Below are 16,851 nucleotides of genomic sequence, written 5' to 3'. Positions count from 1 at the left end.
GGGCGCCCTCCGCGAAGGAGGGCGCCCCCAAGTGTTTGTCGGCTACGGCACCTTCACCCACTGCGCCTTGCTGGGCGTCCCCTGGTCATCCATCACGAACAGCATGTACCACCCCGACGGAACCAGATTCCGATTCGTCGGCACATCCACCGTGATCTTGTCCCCGGCCTTCTTGAAGTCCAGCTTCACCGACCGCTGATCCACATCCGTGACATGCGTCGACGCACTCGGCCGGATCAGCCGCACGTTCTGGATGGACGACGCGTGCTGCGAGGTGAACGTGCCGCTACCGCCCCGCTTGATGGTCTGCGGCCCGCCCGAGAGCGACGGCTGGGCGTCCCGGTACAGATAAGGCGGCGTATAGATCTCGATCCGCTGCTCGAACTTGCCCGGCTTGGTGTTGGCCTTGTCGGCGTAGAGCGAGTCGGAGCCGAAGAACATCACCCGCCCGTCGGGCAGCAGGATCGACCCCGAGTGGTAGTTACGGCCCACCAGCGGATCGGCGACCCGGTCGAGGGTGTTGTCCTCCCGGTGATACAGGTGCGCCTGAAGGATGTTGGAGTCACCGCGCCCGCGGTAGTCCTCGGAACCACCCGACACCAGCACGGAGTCGTCCGGCAGCACCGAGGCCTGCGGATACCGCGTGCCCTTCTCCAGCGACGGCCCGTCCACGAACTTCGGGTCGTCCTCCTTCAGATCGATGATGCGCGTCTTCTCGCTGGACTCCTTGGACTCGCCGACGCCACCGCCGCCGATCACCATGTACTTCTCGTCCTGCGCCGGCGGCAGCAGCACCGTGCCCGAGGTCTCCATCAGCTTGGGGTCGCTCAGACCCTTCAGCTTGCTGAACTTGTTGGTGTCCACGTCCCAGATGCCCGGGTCGCGGCCCACGTTGTCCGGCCCGTAGCCCGCGTTCGAACCCGAGTAGAAGATCTTCCCGTTCTCCAGCGGGAACAGCGCCGGATACGTCGGGAACTGCATGGTCTTCTGCAGGTACGTCCACTTCTTGGTCTTCGGGTCGTACACCTCGTTCTTGCCCGGCACCAGCTGGCCGATGTCGTCGAGGCCGGAGACGCTGAGGATCTTGCCGTCGCTCAGGGTGGTGAGCGTCGGATACCAGCGGGCCTCGTGCATCGGGTCGACCTTGATGTACTTCTCGGCGACCGGGTCGAATTCATAGGCGTCCCGGATGCCCTGGAAGTCCTTCTTGTCGAGGGCGATCTTCTGCGCGATGCCGTACGTGTTACGCGCGTCGGCACCGGACAGCCCCTGAATCCGGTAATTGTCCTGGGTGCCGGTCTGGTACTTGGCGCCCTTCTTCTGCGCCTCGACATAGATACGGCCGAGACCGGGGTCGTTGCGCAGGAACTTGCCGGTCGCCTTGTCGAAGACCTTCTTCGCGCGCGGCACCAGCACCGGGTCCTTGGAGACGAACGTCTTGCCGTTCTCCTTGCCGGTGAACTTGGTGCCCGCGGGCAGCGTGATCGGCTCGTCCGGATTCTCGTTGTGGACGATCATCAGGCCGCCGGCCTTGGTGACGTCACCCTTGAGCTTCTCGTACCGCTTGGTGCCGCCCGCGATCAGCAGATTGCCGTTGGACAGCTGGGTGTGGCCCGTGCAGAACAGGTCGTTCGGCGTCGGCACCTTCTTGATCGTGCCCTTGACCGGGTCCCAGATCCGGGTGTCGTACTTCTTCGCGTCGAAGTTGTCCTGATTGTTGCCCGAACCCGCGATCAACAGCACCTTGCCGGTGTGCAGGAGCGCCGCGTGAATGGTGTTCAGGCGGTACTCCTCGGGGAAATCGACGATCTCCCACTTGCCGTTCTCGGCTTTGTACTCGGGTCTGTTGATCTGGTACTGGTGGTATTTCTCGGTGCCGACGCGATAGAGCCACGGCCCGTTCATTCCGGCCAGCGCGAGTACCACCGCCGTACCTATCGCGAGTCGACGGGCGCGGCGGCGGCCTGCACGGTCGTTCATTCCTTACGTCCCCCAAGTCCACCAAGGGCGATCTGCATGGTCTGGTCATTGCCGCTGCCACTGCCGCCCGACCCCGACGCGGCCCAGCTCGGCTTGTGCTGGGCGTGCGGGGCGTGCCCCGCGTGCTGTGTGGGCAGCGGCTGTGGCTGGTACGGCCCCGCATGACCGGCGGGTGCCGTCGGCGTCACCGCGTCCTGCGGTCCGGTCTGGGCCGGGACGGTCGCGGTGGGCTTCTTGCGTTCCTGGCGCAGCATGTAGCGCCAGGCGAAGATCGGCGTCGCCGTGATCAGCATGGCGAAGGTCGCCCAGGTGATCATCGCGGGGTGCGAGTGCCCGTAGACGAAGCCGGCCGCGATCGAGGCGCCGAAGATGGCGATGAAGTACCAGTGGTAGCGGAAGGTCCCGAACCACCGGTCGGGGCTCGCGGAGTCGCCCTTCGGCGTCACCACGAACTTGCTCTTCTTGCGCAGCATCGAGTCGATCAGCGCCTTCGCGTACAGCGGCGCCGACAGCGCGGACATCACCATGCCGGCCACACCGCCGGAGCCCTCGGGCTCGTGCGGTGAGACGTTGTGACGGCGGTTCCAGACGTACAGGCCGATCTGGAGCGCGGAGGCGTTGCCGTAGAGCATCAGCCAGATCGTCGGGTCGATGTTCACACCCGAGGCGCCCAGGCCCAGGAACAGCGCACAGCTCAGCGCGGCCAGGATCCAGTTCAGGGCGGACATCGGGTAGAAGATGATCATCATCGTGTAGTTGAAGAGCTTGCTCGGCGGCAGCGAGTACCAGCCCTTCCAGTACTGCTTGAGGATCGTCTCGTACGTCCCTCGCGACCAGCGCATCTGCTGCGTGAAGAAGTCGGTCCAGGCGCTCGGCCCCTCACCGACGGCCAGCACGTCCGGCGTGTACACCGAGCGCCACTTCTTCCCCGTCGCCGGGTTCTTGTGGCGGTGGATCTCGAATCCCGTCGCCATGTCCTCGGTGATCGAGTCGTACAGGCCGCCGATCTGCTTCAGCGCCTTGATGCGTACGGCGTTCGACGTACCCACGAACATCGGGGAGCCGTACTTGTTGCCGGCGCGCTGGATGAGGGCGTGGAAGAGGAACTGCTGCGACTCGGCGGCCTTGGTGACGAAATTGTCGTAGTTGCCGTACACCTGCGGGCCGATGACGAAGCCGACGTTCGGGTCGCGGAAGAAGCCGAGCATCCGCTCCAGGTAGTTGGGCAGCGGCACATGGTCGGTGTCGACGGAGGCGAAGAAGTCGTAGTCGTCGCCGTGCGCGTCCAGCCAGGCGTTGTAGTTGCCGTGCTTGGTCTTGGCGCGGTGCGGGCCCTTGGCCTGGTTCCACTTGGCGACGCCCTTGCGGGTGAAGTGATGCACGCCGAGCCTGGCGCACACCTCCTTGACCTCGGGGTCGTCGCCTTCGTCCAGCAGCCAGACGTGCATGAGGCCCCGGTGGCGCAGCTTGACGGCCGCCTCCAGGGTCTTCGTCACCATCTCCAGCGGCTCCTTGCCGGGCACGAAGGAGGTGAGGAAGGCGACTCTCGTGCCGGTCTCCGGGACCACCGGGATCGGGTCGCGGGCGACCAGGGTGGCGTGCGCGTTGGACAGCACGTTCATGCAGCGGAAGAACTCGATCAGACCGATCGAGACGAGCATGACGATGTCGAGCGCCGGCAGGAAGTCGAAGGCGGGATAGTCCCGTTCGGTCCAGTGCTCGGGCTGCAGCAGCCAGAACAGCAGCACCAGCGAGAGGATCGGAGCCGCGGCGAGCATCAGCGCGACCCTGATCCGGTGCGGCTCCTGCGAGATCAGCGAGCGGTACTCGACCCGGTACGGCTTGTTCGGGTCGGGCTGTGTGAGGGGACCGGCCAGCCGGCTGTAGTGCTCGTAGTCGTACTTCGGCAGCGTCTTCTTGATTCTGCGGAACGTGCCGGTCCGAGTTTGCGAAGGCACCCGTAGCTGGGTCGTCTGAGACGGGTCGTAGTTCTGCCGGGCGCCCGTCGGCGTCGACGTCATGAGTCATCCCCCCACACGCAGGTCATCTGCGTGTCTGTCGGTTCCTTGTACGACTGTGTCGATCCCCCTCGACCTTCACAGGCGTATCAGTGGTGGGCCGCAGTCACCACATCTTCAACACCTTAGACATGGAAACGCGACCTTCCGGTTGCATCATGCCCCCCTCGGCACGTGGTCATGAGCGGGGCCCCCTACTCCCCGCAAAAACCGGCAACCGGCTTCTTGCCCCCCAACTGCCGCGTATCCGCAGCATCTTGGTAAACCCATCCCAGGGTCTCCGTCGCTCCGCATGATCGCAAGATGCGAAACGAGGTGTTTACCGGTCATACGCGCTCATTGTGGCAGCTGTGGGGGTCTTGTGTACCCGTTGTGGACACGCGGGCGCGGATGTTGCCGAAGTGCTCTCTTATGGCCTCCTCCGCCCGTATCGCGTCGCCCGACCGCACCGCGTCCACGATCTCCCGGTGCTGCCGGCAGGTGACCAGGGGATCCTGCGGGGCGCCCCCGAGATCGGTATGAACCCGGTGAAAGGCGTCCCAGAACGCCTCCATGACCTCACCCAGCAGCGCGTTGTCGAGCCCCCGGTAGAGAGTGGCGTGAAACGCCCGGTCGGTCTCGGCGATCCCGTCACCGCCCAGCGCGGCCTGCTCCTCCATACGTCCGACGAGCGCGTCCAGTTCAACGAGATCGGCGTCCGGTATCCGCCCCGCGAGCCGCGACACCAGCCCGGTCTCGACGGCCTCCCGCAGCTGCACCAGCTGGAGCAGGGTGTCCTCGCCGCGGTAGTGCCCCGCGACGGTGCGGAAGGCGAGCCCCTCGATCATCGGCGCGAGCGACATCGCACCGACATACGTCCCGAATCCGTGCCTGATCTCCACGATCCCCATGGCCTGCAACCCCTTGAGCGCCTCACGCACGGAGTTCCGACTGGCCCCTAGGTGAGCCATCAGCTCGGGCTCCGTCGGCAACGGGGCCCCGGAGGCCAGCCGACGGTCGATGATGAGCTTCTTGATCCGTTCCTGCAGGTCACGAGCTGCCATGGCCAGAGGGTATCCGGCCAAACACAGGACCAGCCCTTCACGTGCATGAGAGAAGGCCCCCCCCAGCTGCGGGGGCCCTTCTCTGTCTGTCCGTGCGCCGCCAGGGACTCGAACCCCGGACCCGCTGATGCTGCATCCCCCGGGGGATAACCCCCGGACCCCCAGCCGCCCCTGCGGGCCCCGGGAATCCTCGGGAGCCCCGAAGACCTCGGGGCTCCTCACCTCAAAAGCAAAGGCCCCCCGCGATTGCGAAGGGCCTTCACCGTCCGTGCGCCGCCAGGGACTCGAACCCCGGACCCGCTGATTAAGAGTCAGCTGCTCTAACCAACTGAGCTAGCGGCGCCTGCTGACCTCGTTAACTCTACATGAGCTCCGGGGGTGCTCCGGACCGCGTCGGTGGGGTGGTGGAGGGGGTGCCGGGGGCGTTGTAAACCATTCGGACCGTCAACATGCGAGTCCGGAAGACAGTTGAGAAACTGACGGTGTGTACAGCCGCGGACATTTCCAACTGGAGTGTGAGGGGAATCGCATGGAGGCTCGGACTCCGGTATTCGAGGAATTCGATCCGGTGAGTGACTGCGACTGCCCGGGATGCGCTCACTGGCAACGCGTCCTGCCACATTCCCGGGCCGGCCGCCATCCCGCCGCCCATAGGGCGCTGCTTCTCGCCGCAGCCGCCTCCACCACCGTCGTCGTAGGCCACACGGCACCCGCCGTGGCGGCCCCCCACACCCTCGACCGACAGCTCGTCCCCGCAGGTGACGAGCCCCAGACCCCCCAGGGCGGCAAGGCCCCGCTGCATGGCCCGGGCGGGAAGCCGGCCAAGCTCTCGGACGGGGCCAAGGCACCCTTGACCACCCGTGCCGAGATCATCAAACGGGCCAAGAAATGGGTCGCCGCGAAGGTGCCGTACAGCATGTCCAGGTACTGGTCGGACGGATACCGACAGGACTGTTCGGGCTTCGTCTCGATGGCCTGGAGTCTGCCCGGAAACGAATGGACCGGAAGCCTCGGCCAGTACGGCGTACGAATCTCCAAGGAGGATCTGCAACCCGGTGACATTCTGCTGTTCCATAATCCCGCGGACCCCGAGAAAGGCTCGCACGTAGTCATTTTCGGCGGCTGGACGGACTACAAGCACACCCACTACATCGCCTACGAGGCGGCTCCTCCGCACGCCCGCCGGAAGACCACCCCGTACGCCTATTGGACGCACTCCGACCGCTATGTCGCCTACCGCTACAAGGGGCTCACGGGCACGGGCACGGGCACGGGCGAAGGGGCGGGCAAGGAGACGGGGGAGGGTGAGGGAGCCGGCAAGGAGACCGGTACCGGGCAGCAGGGTGCCGGCAAGCCGGAGGATCCGAAGGGGCCCACGGTCTACCCCGGACGGGCGCACTTCGGGCCGGGGGCCAACAACAAGCACGTCACCCGGCTGGGCCGCCTTCTCGTCGAGCGCGGCGCCGGCCGGTACTACACGGTCGGCCCCGGCCCGCGCTGGTCGGAGGCCGACCGCAGGGCCACCCAGGCCTTCCAGCTGGCGCAGGGTTGGCAGGGGCAGGACGCCGACGGACTGCCGGGGGCGGGGACCTGGGCGCTGTTGGTGTCGGGCGCGGGCAAGGACATCCCGGCCGAGGCGGCCGTGACCCCGGGCGTGCCCGAGCAGCCCGCCTCGCACGGGGTGCCGGGCTATCCGGGGCGGGCCATGTTCCGGCCGGGCGCCGACAACGAGTACGTCACCCGGCTCGGCGAGCAGCTGACGAAGAAGGGGTTCGGCCGGCACTACAAGACCGGTCCGAACCCGCGCTGGAGCGAGGCGGACCGGCGTGCCGTCGAGGACTTCCAGCGCACCCAGGGCTGGCGGGGCGGCGCGGCGGACGGCTATCCGGGCCCGGAGACCTGGCGCCGGCTCTTCTCATGACCCGGTGTCCCGGCAACCACCGGTGTGACGCATACGCACAGGCGCACGGACAGGTACACGGCTAGGCATACGCATCTGGCGCGGAGGCTGGAGCACCCATGACCACGACCACTTCTCCCACGCCCGAGCCCGAGGGGCCCACCCGGCCCACACGGCTGATCCAGAACGAGGGGACCACCGAGATCCCCGTCCATCTGCTGTTCCGCGACGAGGCGGGCCCGGTGTCCGTGCCGCTCAGACCGACGGTCGTGGCGCGCAGACAAGGCACGGGGGAGCAGCCGAGGCTGCGCCGGCCCGTGCAGCCCAAGCCGCGGCCCGAACCGCAGGTCGACCCGGAGCTGGTGGAGCGGTCCGCGCGGGTGCTGCCCGGGGCGGCCGGGGTGCTCGCGGGGGCCTGCGGGGCGGCCGGGTGTCTGGCCACCTCGTGGTGGGGCGGGGTGCTGCCGTCGCCCGCGGTGCATGCCCTCGGCCTCCCGGTGTCCACCGGGGCGGGGCTCGGCCCGGCGCAGTGGGCGTCGTACGCGGGGGCCGTGGCCCTGGGGCTGTTCGGGCTCGGCGGGCTGGCGCGGGGGCGGACCGGGCGGGCCTGGGTGCTCGGGATGTTCGGCCGGTACCGGGGGACGGTCAGACGCACCGGCCTCATGTGGGTCAACCCGATGCTGCTGCGCCGCCGCGTCGACGTACGGCTGCGGCACTGGCGCAGCGAGCCGATGCCGGCGGCCGACGGCAACGGGGTCGCGCTGCGGGCCGTCGTCCTGGTGGTGTGGCGGGTGAAGGACACCGCGCGGGCGACGCTCGGGGTGGAGGACCACGAGACGTATCTGCGCGAGTGCGTCGAGGCGGCGCTGGCCCGGGTGCCGGTGGAGATGCCGGGCACGGTGCGGGGGTCGGCCGAGGCGGCGGCGGACGCGTTGACCCGGTTGGTGGTGCGGGACGCGGGGGTGGTGGGGCTGGAGGTGTTCTCGGTCCGGCCGGTCCGGGTGGAGTACGCCCCCGAGGTCGCCGCCGCCATACACCGTCGCCGGATCGCCGCGCTGGACGCCCAGGACCGGGCCTCCATGGTCAACTCGGTCGTCGACTCGGTGGAGGACACGGTGACCCGGCTGACCATGCGGGGCCTGGTCGAGCTGGACGACTACGAACGCAAGGCGCTGGTGAAGGACTTGACGGTGGCGTTCTGCGCGGGGCGCGGCGAACAGGGTCCGTGAGTGCCGAACAGGTTCCGTGATTGGTATGGACATGTTCAACAGTCAGCAATAATCTGGGACTTGGTCTAGACCTGCAAGCTCACTCAAGCTCGCCGAACTTCCCCCACGTTCCCAGGAGCAGCAGCATGCGCAGAAAGACCAAGCTCTACGCCGCCGCGCTCGGCATGACCACGGCCGGGGCCATCGTGCTCTCCACCGGCGGCGCCAGCGGCCACGGCTACACCGACCTCCCCATCAGCCGGCAGAAGCTCTGCCAGAACGGCACCGTGACCAACTGCGGCTCCATCCAGTGGGAGCCGCAGAGCGTCGAGGGTCCGAAGGGCTTCCCCGGCTCCGGTCCGGCCGACGGTCAGATATGCAACGCGGGACTGGGCCAGTTCGCCCAGCTCAGCGCGCCGAAGACCCCGTCCGGCGGGGCGTGGCCCACCACCAAGGTGAACGGCGGTCAGAGCTACACCTTCCGCTGGCAGTTCACCGCGATGCACGCCACGACCGACTTCAAGTACTACGTCACCAAGCCGGGCTGGAACCAGAACCACAACCTGTCCCGCTCCGACCTCAACCTCACGCCGTTCTTCACCGTCCCGTACAACGGGCAGCGGCCGCCGTCCACGCTCTCTCACAGCGGCACCCTGCCGTCCGGGCTGAGCGGCCACCATGTGATCGTCGCGGTGTGGACGATCGCCGACACCAGCAACGCGTTCTACGCGTGCTCGGACGTCACGTTCTGAGGTTCCCTTGAGTCAGTGCCCAGGCCGGCGTGGGTACGTTCCTCCCACGCCGGCCGAACGAGGGCCGCGCACGGCCTTCGGGGGAACTCATGGAAGCCTTCTTCTCCTTCTTCTACATCGTGCCCGCCATCATGATCGCGATCGCCTCCGTGGCCGCGTTCGCGGTGATCCGCCGCTCCCTGCGGGTGAGCCGTGCCTGGAACGGCGGTCTGACCGCCGAGGCGCGCTGTCTGCGGACGTACACCACGACGAGCGGCGGCGGAGGCGACAGCTCGGTCCGCACGACCCTGCACCACGTCTACGAGTTCGTCACGCGCGAAGGGCGCCCGGTGAGATTCGAGGAGCGGGGCGGCCCGGGGACGGTCCTCGAAGGCGACATCGTCACCGTGCACTACGCGCCGGACCGTCCGGAACACGCCACGGCCCGGCCGCCGGCGCCCGGGAGGCTCGCGGCGGGCACCGGATGCCTGCTGGCCTTCCTCGGCGTCTTCATCCTCTTCGCCATCGGCTTCATGCTGACGGCGCATGCGATGTTCTCCACGGCGGACGACTTCGTACAGCCGTAGCGCTCCCTATCTGACGGACCATCAACTACCGTGCGCCGCCATGGAGTCCACTACGGCACGCGTACGCACGGTCGCGGAACTCGTGGCGGCGCGGTGGGGCGACCACCGGCCGGGGCTGTGGTGTGAGGGGCGGGTGCTCACCCACCACCAGGTCGCCGCCGCTGCCGCCGCCCGCGCCGCCCTGCTCGCCGACCTCCTCCCACCCGGCGACGAGCCGCACCTCGGCGTCCTCCTCGACAACACCCCCGAGTACCCGATGTGGCTGAGCGCCGCCGCCCTCGCGGGAGCCGCCGTCGCCGGGATCAACCCCACCCGCCGGGGCCCCGAACTCGCCCGCGACATCCTGCACACCGAGTGCCGCGTCCTGATCACCGAGCGGGCCCACCTGCCCCTCCTCGACGACCTGGACCTCCCCGGCGTACGCCTCCTGACGGCGGATTCCGACGCATACGACGCCCTGCTCGCGCCCTACGCCGACGCCCGCCCCGACCCCACCCGCGCCACCCCGCACGACCGGCTGCTCCTCTACTTCACCTCCGGCTCGACCGGCGCCCCCAAGGCCGCGATCTGCACCCAGGGCCGGCTGGCGGCGGCCGGGCACTCGCTGGTCGACCAGTTCGGCGTCGGGTCCGATGACGTGCACTACGTCTGCATGCCGATGTTCCACGGCAACGCGGTCATCGCCGACTGGGCCCCCGCCCTCGCGGCCGGCGCGGGGGTGGCGCTGCGGCGCCGTTTCTCGGCATCCGGCTTCCTCACGGACGTACGGCGCTACGGGGCGACGTACTTCACCTACGTCGGCCGCGCGATCCAGTACGTCCTCGCCACCGAGCCCCACCCCGACGACCGGGACAACCCGCTGCGCCTCGGCTTCGGCACCGAGGCGGGCGCCGTGGACGCCGCCGCCTTCGAGCGCCGGTTCGGGGTGCGGCTGGTCGAGGGGTACGGCTCGTCCGAGGGCGGGGCCGCCGTGCAGTGGTCGCAGGGGACGCCGCCGGGGGCGGTTGGGCGGGCGGTGCCCGGACTTGTCGTACTCGACTCGGAGACCGGTGAGGAGTGCCCGCCGGCCGTCTTCGACGCGGGCGGGCGGCTGGTCAACGGGGACCGGGCGATAGGGGAGCTGGTCAACCGTGGGCCGAACCCCTTCGAGGGGTACTGGCGCAATCCGGAGGCGGAGGCCGAGCGGCGGCGGGAGGGCTGGTACTGGACGGGGGACCTGTTCTGCCGGGACACCGAGGGTTATCTCTACTTCGCGGGGCGCGGCGACGACCGGCTCCGGGTCGACGGCGAGAACCTGTCCGCCGCGATGATCGAGAACATCCTCGCCCGGTACGAGGGCGCGGCGGCCGTCGCCGTGTACGCGGTGCCGGATCCGGTGACCGGGGACCAGGTCATGGCGACGATCGCGGAGGAGCCCGAGGGCGGGTTCGATCCGGTCGCCTTCGCCGCCTTCCTGCTCGCCCAGCCCGATCTGGGCACGAAGATGGCGCCCCGGTTCGTGCGGGTGGTGGAGCGGATGCCGGTGACGGCGACGAACAAGATCCATCGGGCAGGGCTGAGGCGGGAGGGGGTGCGGTGCGCCGACCCGGTGTGGTGGCGGGCGCCCGGCGAGCGGACGTATCGAAGGCTGACCGAGGCGGACGTCCTGGCACACGTCGAAGGACCCCTCGCTCCCACGAGAGGCCCTTCGTCTGTGCGCCGCCAGGGACTCGAACCCCGGACCCGCTGATGCTGCATCTCCCGGGGGCTAACCCCCGGACCCCCAGCCGACCCCGCCCGCCCCGGCATAAAAGCGAAAGGCCCCTCGCTCCCACGAGAGGCCCTTCGTCTGTGCGCCGCCAGGGACTCGAACCCCGGACCCGCTGATTAAGAGTCAGCTGCTCTAACCAACTGAGCTAGCGGCGCATGACTCCCGCCGAACCGCGTTCACTGAGCTCTCGCGGCGGGCGACGAAGAAAATAGTACCTGGTCCGCGGGGGTGCTTCTGACCACCCGCGCGGGTGGCCGGTCAGGACTGGATCGCCAGGGACAGCAGTACCGGCGCCGCGTTCCGGTTCAGGGTGTCCGCCGCCTGCTTCAGGCGGTGGGCGTGCTCCAGCGGAAGGGACAGGGCCAGGCAGCCCACCGCCGAGCCGGCCGTGATCGGTACGGCCGCGCAGACCGTGCCCACCGCGTACTCCTGGAGGTCGAGGTGGGGGACCGTCGGCGGCTGGGAGGCGAGGCGGGAGAGCAGCACCTTGTCGCTGGTGATCGTGCGCGAGGTGAGACGGGCCATCTTGTGCCGGGAGAGATGGTCGCGCCGGCCGTTGTGGTCGAGCTGGCCCAGCAGGCTCTTGCCGATCGCGGTGGCGTGGGCGGAGAAGCGGAAGTCGACCCATTCGTTGACCACGGGGGTGGCGGGACCGGCCGCGAACTGGTCGATCCGGACCTCGCCGTCGATGTACCGGCTGATGTAGACCGCCGCGCCGACCGAGTCCCGCAGCCGGTCCAGGGTGTGCTGGAGCTTGTCCCGCAGCGCCTGCTCGCGGCCCTGGGCGGAGCCGAGCCGGGCCAGCGCGTCTCCGGTGACGTACGCCCCTTCGGTGACCTGCTCGACATAGCCCTCGCGGCGGAGCATCCGCAGGAGGCCGGTCAGGCGCTCCGGGCCGATGCCTGTCTGCCGGGCGAGCTCGGCGTCGGTGATTCCGGTGCTGTACCGGGCCACGGTCTCCAGGATGCGCAGGGCATCCTGGACCGAGTGGTACGGCGTCGTCGGCTCGTGCTGCAGCGCCACGGTTCCCCCTGCGGTTGCACGTCGCTTCTGGTCGGGCCGGGTTCGTGTCAGCCAATCTCCTTCACGATAACGGGCAAGGGGCTTGTAGTGAGCGCTTGTTGACGAGATTGCGACGCGCTCAACTGCAGTGATAACCCCTTGGCATATGCCGAAGTCACGACCCGTTCACGGAGTCACAGCACAGCGCTGAGAAACTCCCGAGTGCGGTCCTTCTCAGGGTCATTGAAGATCTTCTCCGGGCTACCGGACTCAATGACCCGGCCGGAGTCGAACATCAGGACCTGGTCCGAGATGTCGCGGGCGAAATTCATCTCGTGGGTCACACAGAGCATCGTGATGTCGGTGGTGCGGGCGATGTCCCGCAGCACGTCGAGGACGCCCGCGACCAGCTCCGGGTCCAGCGCCGAGGTCACCTCGTCGAGCAGCAGTACCTGCGGCCGCATGGCCAGCGCCCGGGCGATGGCGACGCGCTGCTGCTGGCCGCCCGAGAGCTGGCTCGGGTACTTGTCGATGTGCTCGGTCAGGCCCACCATTTCCAGCAGACCGCGGGCCCGCTCGTCGGCCTCGTCCTTGGACAGGCCGAGGACGGTGACCGGCGCCTCGGTGATGTTGCGCAGCACCTTCATGTTGGGAAAGAGGTTGAACTGCTGGAAGACCATCCCGATGTTCTTGCGGACCTCGCGGATGTGCTTCTCGCCGGCCGGGACCAGCTTGCCGTTCCTCTCCTCGTGGGACAGATACTCGCCACTGACCTTGATCGTGCCCTCGTCGGGCTTCACCAGAGTCATCAGCAGCCGCAGGATCGTCGTCTTGCCGGAGCCCGACGGGCCGATCAGCGTGACGTGCTTGCCGGAGGCCACGGAGAAGTCGAGCTTGTCGAGGACGACGTTGCTGCCGAAGCGCTTGGTGACGTTGTCGAAGCGGATCAGCTCACTGCCGTCCACCGCGGGGTTGGATGTTTCCTTCGAGGGGGTGCTGTCAGCGGACAAGACGACGCTCCAGGGCTCGGATCAGGAGGGAAGCCGGGTAGGCGACGACGATGAACGCCACGCCCACGACGGTCAGCGCCTCCGTGGTGAAGGTTTCGTTACTGAATGCCTGGGCCTCGCCGAGCATGTCGAAGGCGCCGATGGTCGCGATCATCGGGGAGTCCTTGAGCATGGCGACGACGTAGTTGCCCAGCGGCGGCACGACGCGTCGGATCGCCTGCGGCAGGATCACCGCCCGCCAGGTGCGGCCCTTGGACAGGCTCAGTGCGGTGGCCGCCTCCCACTGACCGACGGGCACGCCGCCGATGCCGGCGCGGTAGACCTCCGCGGTGTACGTGGAGTAGTGCAGGCCGAGGCCGACGATGCCGGTGGTGAGCGGCGACATCGACGGGCCGAAGTTCGGCACGACGTAGAAGAGGAAGAAGAGCTGCACCAGGAGCGGCGTATTACGGATGAACTCCGTGACCGCCGTCACGGGCCAGCGCACCCAGGCCTGGGAGGACCGCTGCGCCAGGGCCCACACCAGGCCCAGCACGAAGGCGATCAGAGTGCCGATGACCAGGGCTTGCAGGGTCACGAGCACGCCGTCCCAGAAGCGCGGCATGAAGTCTTCGACGACGTTCCAGTCCCAGCTCATCCCATACCTCCCGCGGACTGCGAACCGGCCTGAACGCTCTCACCGCGGGCGCTCAGCTTCCGGGTGATGAAGCCCGTCTTCTGAGGGGTCTGCCCGATCCCGGCTTTCGCCTTGCGCTCCACGACACGCATGCCGCGGGTGATGAGGAAGGCGAGAACGAAGTAGAGGACCAGGAGCAGTGAGTAGACCGGGGTCGTCTCGTTGGTGCCGAGCCGGAGCAGGTTCCCGGCGAAGGTCATGTCCGCCACGGTGATGACGGAGACCAACGCGGTGCCCTTCAACAGCTCGATCAGCAGGTTGTTGAACGGCGGCACCATCTCGGGCCACGCCTGCGGCAGTTCGATGAGGCGCAGCCGCTGCCAGCGGGTGAAGTTGAGCGCGACTCCGGCCTCCCGCTGCGCCGGGGCGACGGCGGCCAGTGAGCCGCGGACGATCTCCGAGCCGTATGCGCCGTAGGTGAGACCGAGCGCGCTGACGCCTGCCCACATGGGGACCAGCTGCCAGCCGAAGAGGGGCAGCGCGAAGAACATCCAGAACATCAGCACCAGCGCCGACATACCTCGGAAGACCTCGAAGTAGACGCCGGCGACGAAGCGGACGATCCAGAGCCGGGAGGTGCGGGCGAGGCCGATGCCGAAGGCGATGGCCGCCCCCAGGGCCGCGGCGTACACCGTGACCTGGATGGTCACCCAGATGCCCGGAAGGAACCAGGTGGTGAAGAATTCGGAGCTCATCATCCGGCACACAGCTCCTTCGCCGTCAGGTCGGTCATCTCGGCCCGACCGAAGCCGAAAGGCTCGACGATCTTCAGAAGCTCCGCGTAATTGTCCGCCTTGAGCTTCAGCAACTCCTCGTTGAACGCGTCACGGAAGTTCTTCTCCGCCTGCCGGAAGGCGAATCCGCCCGCGCCGTAGGCGGGCTTGCCGTCCACGATCGGCTGGAAGCCCTCGGTCGCCGAGGCGCGGTTGGAACCCTCCACCGCCGACTTGACCGTGACATTGGTGCCCGCGAAGGCGTCGACACGCCCCTGGGACACCGCGTCGAGACCGGCCACCTGGTCCGGGAGCACCAGGACGTCCGTGATGCCCGCGGCCTTGGCGTAGTCGATCTCGGCGTAGGCCTTGCCGGAGGCGAGCTTGAGCCCCTTCTTCTTGATGTCCTCGTACGTCTTGATCCCGTGCGGGTTGCCCTTCTTGACGATGAAGGCGTCCAGCATCAGGTAGTCCGGGTCGGAGAAGAGGACCTGTTCGCACCTGGTGGGGTTGATGTACATGCCGGCCGACACCACGTCGAACTGCTGCGCCTTCAGCCCGGGGATGAGCGCGCCGAAGTCCACGGGCACTGGCTTGATCTCGTCGATACCGAGCCTTTTGAAGATCACCTCGGCGATCGCGGGAGCCTCGCCGGTGGCCTTCCCGTCGTCTCCGACGTATCCGAACGGTGGCTCGCTCGCGATGCCGATTTTCGCCACGCCCCGGTCTCGGAGCGTGTCCAGCAGGCTGCCTCCCAGCACCTTCCCTTCCTCGGGGACACGGCTGCAACCAGCCACCCCGAGAGCCCCAGCAGCACCCAATGACGCCGCCCCTGCGAGCAGTGAGCGGCGGCTGAGTCCTCTGTGGTTTCCGTTATCGGTTCCTGATCGGTTTGCGTGTGGTCGAGCCATGGGCGCGCGGCTACCCGAAGAACGTACAGTCATGCGGATCAATTCACGCCCTTGCCTCAATCGTGCTACTTCCGTTGTGCTGGTCGACGCAGAGGGCGGACGGTCTTGACCGCAGGAGGACGATGGGGTCATGACGGATCGCTTCATCGAAGTCTCGCTGGTCAAGCGTGGAATCACCTGCAGGGCAAAACTGCTGGACGACCGCGCCCCCGTCACCTGCGCGGCCGTGTGGGACGCCCTCCCGCTGGCCGGCGATGTCTACCACGCCAAATACGCCCGCAACGAGATCTACGCCCTGTTCCCACCGTTCGCGACATCCGAGCCACCCCTGGAGAACCCGACCATCACCCCGATTCCGGGTGATCTGTGCTATTTCGCCTTCGCCGGTACGGAACTCGGCACCAAGTCCTACGGCTACGACCGCGAGGTCCGCCCCGGCACGACCGTGGTCGACCTGGCCCTGTTCTACGAGCGGAACAACCTGCTGCTCAACGGCGACGTGGGCTGGGTGCCCGGCATCGTCTGGGGGCAGATCGTGGAAGGGCTGGAGGCGATGGCCGAGGGCTGCAACGACCTGTGGCGGTCGGGGGCGCTGGGCGAGTCCCTGAGCTTTCGGCGGATCGAGGGTTAGCACTCCCGAAGCTCCCGGAACTCCCCGAACTCGCCGTTCATCGGCCAGACTTGGGCCATGTCGAACACGGTCGCCGGGCTGCTCGGCGGTGTCATAGGGGCGCTGATCTCGGCCCTCGCCATGTTCCTCGGCCCGCTGGCACATCAGCGACAGATCGCCCGGCAGGAACGGGCCCGCGCGGACCGTGAGGCGACCCAGGTCCAGCTGCAGCGGATCGCGCGGGCCCGTACGGCGATCAGGGAGTGGCACCAGTTCCTGAGCCGCGCCCTCACCGACCTGGAGAACGGCCGCGGCGTGGACGCCGAGCGGTTCTTCGCGGACGCCGACGCCCTCAGGAAGGAGGCGAGGGCGGCCTCCGACGAGCTGCTCGGCGGTGGCCTCTGGATCGAGTCGAACCAGTTCGGCGCCCTCGCCCAGGTGACGAACGTGCTGCGGACCAATGCCTCACGGAACGCCGGCGCCGACGGCCGGGCGGTGCTCATCGAGGCGGACCTCGGCGGCCGGGTCGCCGAGAGCTGGCGCCGCGACCTCCACCTCGACCGGGCACGCCTGAACGACAGCCTCCTGGCCTACGTCGAACGGCTGCAGGAGGCGTCCGTCCAGGTGATCGACACCGGTGAGGGCCCTAGCTGTATTGACCCGCAGGGTTGTTCACGCGGCTGATCGGTGGGTGGCCGCCGAGTGCGGTGTG

The 16,851-nt window shown here is 68.2% G+C and carries 15 protein-coding genes and 2 tRNA genes; 7 read left to right on the top strand and 10 right to left on the bottom strand.

All coding sequences use genetic code 11. The annotated features are described in order from the left end of the window. Positions 1-42: 42 nt before the first annotated feature. The 4 genes from glxA to IE325_RS36675 form a co-directional block, all read right to left on the bottom strand. Positions 43-1,980 (bottom strand): radical copper oxidase GlxA, encoded by a 1,938-nt coding sequence (gene glxA / locus IE325_RS36690; protein ID WP_190074488.1) that lies wholly within the window; start codon positions 1,978-1,980, stop codon positions 43-45. Next, on the bottom strand, positions 1,977-4,001 hold the full coding sequence (locus IE325_RS36685; protein ID WP_190074487.1) for a glycosyltransferase family 2 protein: 2,025 nt from the start codon (positions 3,999-4,001) through the stop codon (positions 1,977-1,979). Before IE325_RS36685 ends, glxA begins: the two co-directional genes overlap by 4 nt. Before the next feature lie 323 nt (positions 4,002-4,324). Continuing rightward, positions 4,325-5,041 (bottom strand): FadR/GntR family transcriptional regulator, encoded by a 717-nt coding sequence (locus IE325_RS36680; protein WP_190074486.1) that lies wholly within the window; start codon positions 5,039-5,041, stop codon positions 4,325-4,327. A gap of 269 nt (positions 5,042-5,310) precedes the next feature. Continuing rightward, positions 5,311-5,384: transfer RNA gene (locus IE325_RS36675), tRNA-Lys, on the bottom strand. A gap of 186 nt (positions 5,385-5,570) precedes the next feature. Here IE325_RS36675 and IE325_RS36670 point away from each other — a divergent pair. The 5 genes from IE325_RS36670 to IE325_RS36650 all read left to right on the top strand — a co-directional run bounded on the left by IE325_RS36670 (position 5,571) and on the right by IE325_RS36650 (position 11,196). Next, a complete protein-coding gene (locus tag IE325_RS36670; protein ID WP_190074485.1) occupies positions 5,571-6,962 on the top strand; it encodes a peptidoglycan-binding protein in 1,392 nt (463 codons plus the stop codon). A 98-nt stretch (positions 6,963-7,060) separates the two neighbouring features. Further along, positions 7,061-8,170: an SPFH domain-containing protein gene (locus IE325_RS36665; RefSeq protein ID WP_190074484.1), complete on the top strand. Its 1,110-nt coding sequence runs from the start codon at positions 7,061-7,063 to the stop codon at positions 8,168-8,170. A 125-nt stretch (positions 8,171-8,295) separates the two neighbouring features. Beyond that, positions 8,296-8,901: a lytic polysaccharide monooxygenase auxiliary activity family 9 protein gene (locus IE325_RS36660; protein ID WP_190074483.1), complete on the top strand. Its 606-nt coding sequence runs from the start codon at positions 8,296-8,298 to the stop codon at positions 8,899-8,901. Between the two features lie 89 nt (positions 8,902-8,990). Then, positions 8,991-9,467: a DUF3592 domain-containing protein gene (locus IE325_RS36655; RefSeq protein WP_190074482.1), complete on the top strand. Its 477-nt coding sequence runs from the start codon at positions 8,991-8,993 to the stop codon at positions 9,465-9,467. A gap of 40 nt (positions 9,468-9,507) precedes the next feature. Further along, a complete protein-coding gene (locus tag IE325_RS36650) occupies positions 9,508-11,196 on the top strand; it encodes an AMP-binding protein (RefSeq protein WP_190074481.1) in 1,689 nt (562 codons plus the stop codon). 102 nt (positions 11,197-11,298) lie between these two features. Here IE325_RS36650 and IE325_RS36645 read toward each other — a convergent pair. The 6 genes from IE325_RS36645 to ehuB all read right to left on the bottom strand — a co-directional run bounded on the left by IE325_RS36645 (position 11,299) and on the right by ehuB (position 15,529). Continuing rightward, positions 11,299-11,372 (bottom strand) — tRNA-Lys (locus tag IE325_RS36645). 103 nt (positions 11,373-11,475) lie between these two features. Beyond that, positions 11,476-12,240 carry an IclR family transcriptional regulator gene (locus tag IE325_RS36640; RefSeq protein ID WP_190074480.1) on the bottom strand — a complete coding sequence of 255 codons (765 nt, stop codon included), beginning with the start codon at positions 12,238-12,240 and terminating at the stop codon, positions 11,476-11,478. A gap of 173 nt (positions 12,241-12,413) precedes the next feature. Further along, a complete protein-coding gene (ehuA, locus tag IE325_RS36635) occupies positions 12,414-13,229 on the bottom strand; it encodes an ectoine/hydroxyectoine ABC transporter ATP-binding protein EhuA (RefSeq protein ID WP_190074479.1) in 816 nt (271 codons plus the stop codon). Continuing rightward, positions 13,219-13,866 (bottom strand): ectoine/hydroxyectoine ABC transporter permease subunit EhuD, encoded by a 648-nt coding sequence (gene ehuD / locus IE325_RS36630; protein WP_190074478.1) that lies wholly within the window; start codon positions 13,864-13,866, stop codon positions 13,219-13,221. The genes ehuA and ehuD overlap by 11 nt, the downstream gene beginning before the upstream one ends. Continuing rightward, a complete protein-coding gene (gene ehuC, locus IE325_RS36625) occupies positions 13,863-14,603 on the bottom strand; it encodes an ectoine/hydroxyectoine ABC transporter permease subunit EhuC (RefSeq protein ID WP_190074477.1) in 741 nt (246 codons plus the stop codon). Before ehuC ends, ehuD begins: the two co-directional genes overlap by 4 nt. Next, entirely contained in the window at positions 14,600-15,529 is a 930-nt protein-coding gene (ehuB, locus tag IE325_RS36620; protein ID WP_190074476.1) for an ectoine/hydroxyectoine ABC transporter substrate-binding protein EhuB, read from the bottom strand. Before ehuB ends, ehuC begins: the two co-directional genes overlap by 4 nt. Positions 15,530-15,659: 130 nt before the next feature. Between ehuB and IE325_RS36615 the strand changes: the two genes are divergently transcribed. Both IE325_RS36615 and IE325_RS36610 read left to right on the top strand, forming a co-directional pair. Then, positions 15,660-16,160, top strand: a complete 501-nt coding sequence (locus IE325_RS36615; protein WP_190074475.1) for a DUF3830 family protein — start codon at positions 15,660-15,662, stop codon at positions 16,158-16,160. 57 nt (positions 16,161-16,217) lie between these two features. After that, positions 16,218-16,823 carry a hypothetical protein gene (locus IE325_RS36610; RefSeq protein ID WP_190074474.1) on the top strand — a complete coding sequence of 202 codons (606 nt, stop codon included), beginning with the start codon at positions 16,218-16,220 and terminating at the stop codon, positions 16,821-16,823. Positions 16,824-16,851: the final 28 nt, after the last annotated feature.

The organism is Streptomyces lanatus, assembly GCF_014655715.1.
Classification (GTDB): Bacteria; Actinomycetota; Actinomycetes; order Streptomycetales; family Streptomycetaceae; genus Streptomyces; species Streptomyces lanatus.
The sequence above is the reverse complement of the archived record's forward strand: the minus strand, read 5'-3'. Positions and strand labels throughout refer to the sequence as shown.

Excerpts from the sequence above, each read along its gene's own strand:
- IE325_RS36665 (WP_190074484.1), top strand. The coding sequence starts at position 7,061 with ATGACCACGACCACTTCTCCCACGCCCGAGCCCGAGGGGCCCACCCGG.
- ehuD (WP_190074478.1), bottom strand. The coding sequence starts at position 13,866 with ATGAGCTGGGACTGGAACGTCGTCGAAGACTTCATGCCGCGCTTCTGG.
- IE325_RS36650 (WP_190074481.1), top strand. The coding sequence starts at position 9,508 with ATGGAGTCCACTACGGCACGCGTACGCACGGTCGCGGAACTCGTGGCG.
- IE325_RS36670 (WP_190074485.1), top strand. The coding sequence starts at position 5,571 with ATGGAGGCTCGGACTCCGGTATTCGAGGAATTCGATCCGGTGAGTGAC.
- IE325_RS36610 (WP_190074474.1), top strand. The coding sequence starts at position 16,218 with ATGTCGAACACGGTCGCCGGGCTGCTCGGCGGTGTCATAGGGGCGCTG.
- IE325_RS36660 (WP_190074483.1), top strand. The coding sequence starts at position 8,296 with ATGCGCAGAAAGACCAAGCTCTACGCCGCCGCGCTCGGCATGACCACG.
- ehuC (WP_190074477.1), bottom strand. The coding sequence starts at position 14,603 with ATGATGAGCTCCGAATTCTTCACCACCTGGTTCCTTCCGGGCATCTGG.
- glxA (WP_190074488.1), bottom strand. The coding sequence starts at position 1,980 with ATGAACGACCGTGCAGGCCGCCGCCGCGCCCGTCGACTCGCGATAGGT.
- IE325_RS36615 (WP_190074475.1), top strand. The coding sequence starts at position 15,660 with ATGACGGATCGCTTCATCGAAGTCTCGCTGGTCAAGCGTGGAATCACC.
- ehuB (WP_190074476.1), bottom strand. The coding sequence starts at position 15,529 with ATGGCTCGACCACACGCAAACCGATCAGGAACCGATAACGGAAACCAC.
- IE325_RS36685 (WP_190074487.1), bottom strand. The coding sequence starts at position 4,001 with ATGACGTCGACGCCGACGGGCGCCCGGCAGAACTACGACCCGTCTCAG.
- IE325_RS36655 (WP_190074482.1), top strand. The coding sequence starts at position 8,991 with ATGGAAGCCTTCTTCTCCTTCTTCTACATCGTGCCCGCCATCATGATC.
- IE325_RS36680 (WP_190074486.1), bottom strand. The coding sequence starts at position 5,041 with ATGGCAGCTCGTGACCTGCAGGAACGGATCAAGAAGCTCATCATCGAC.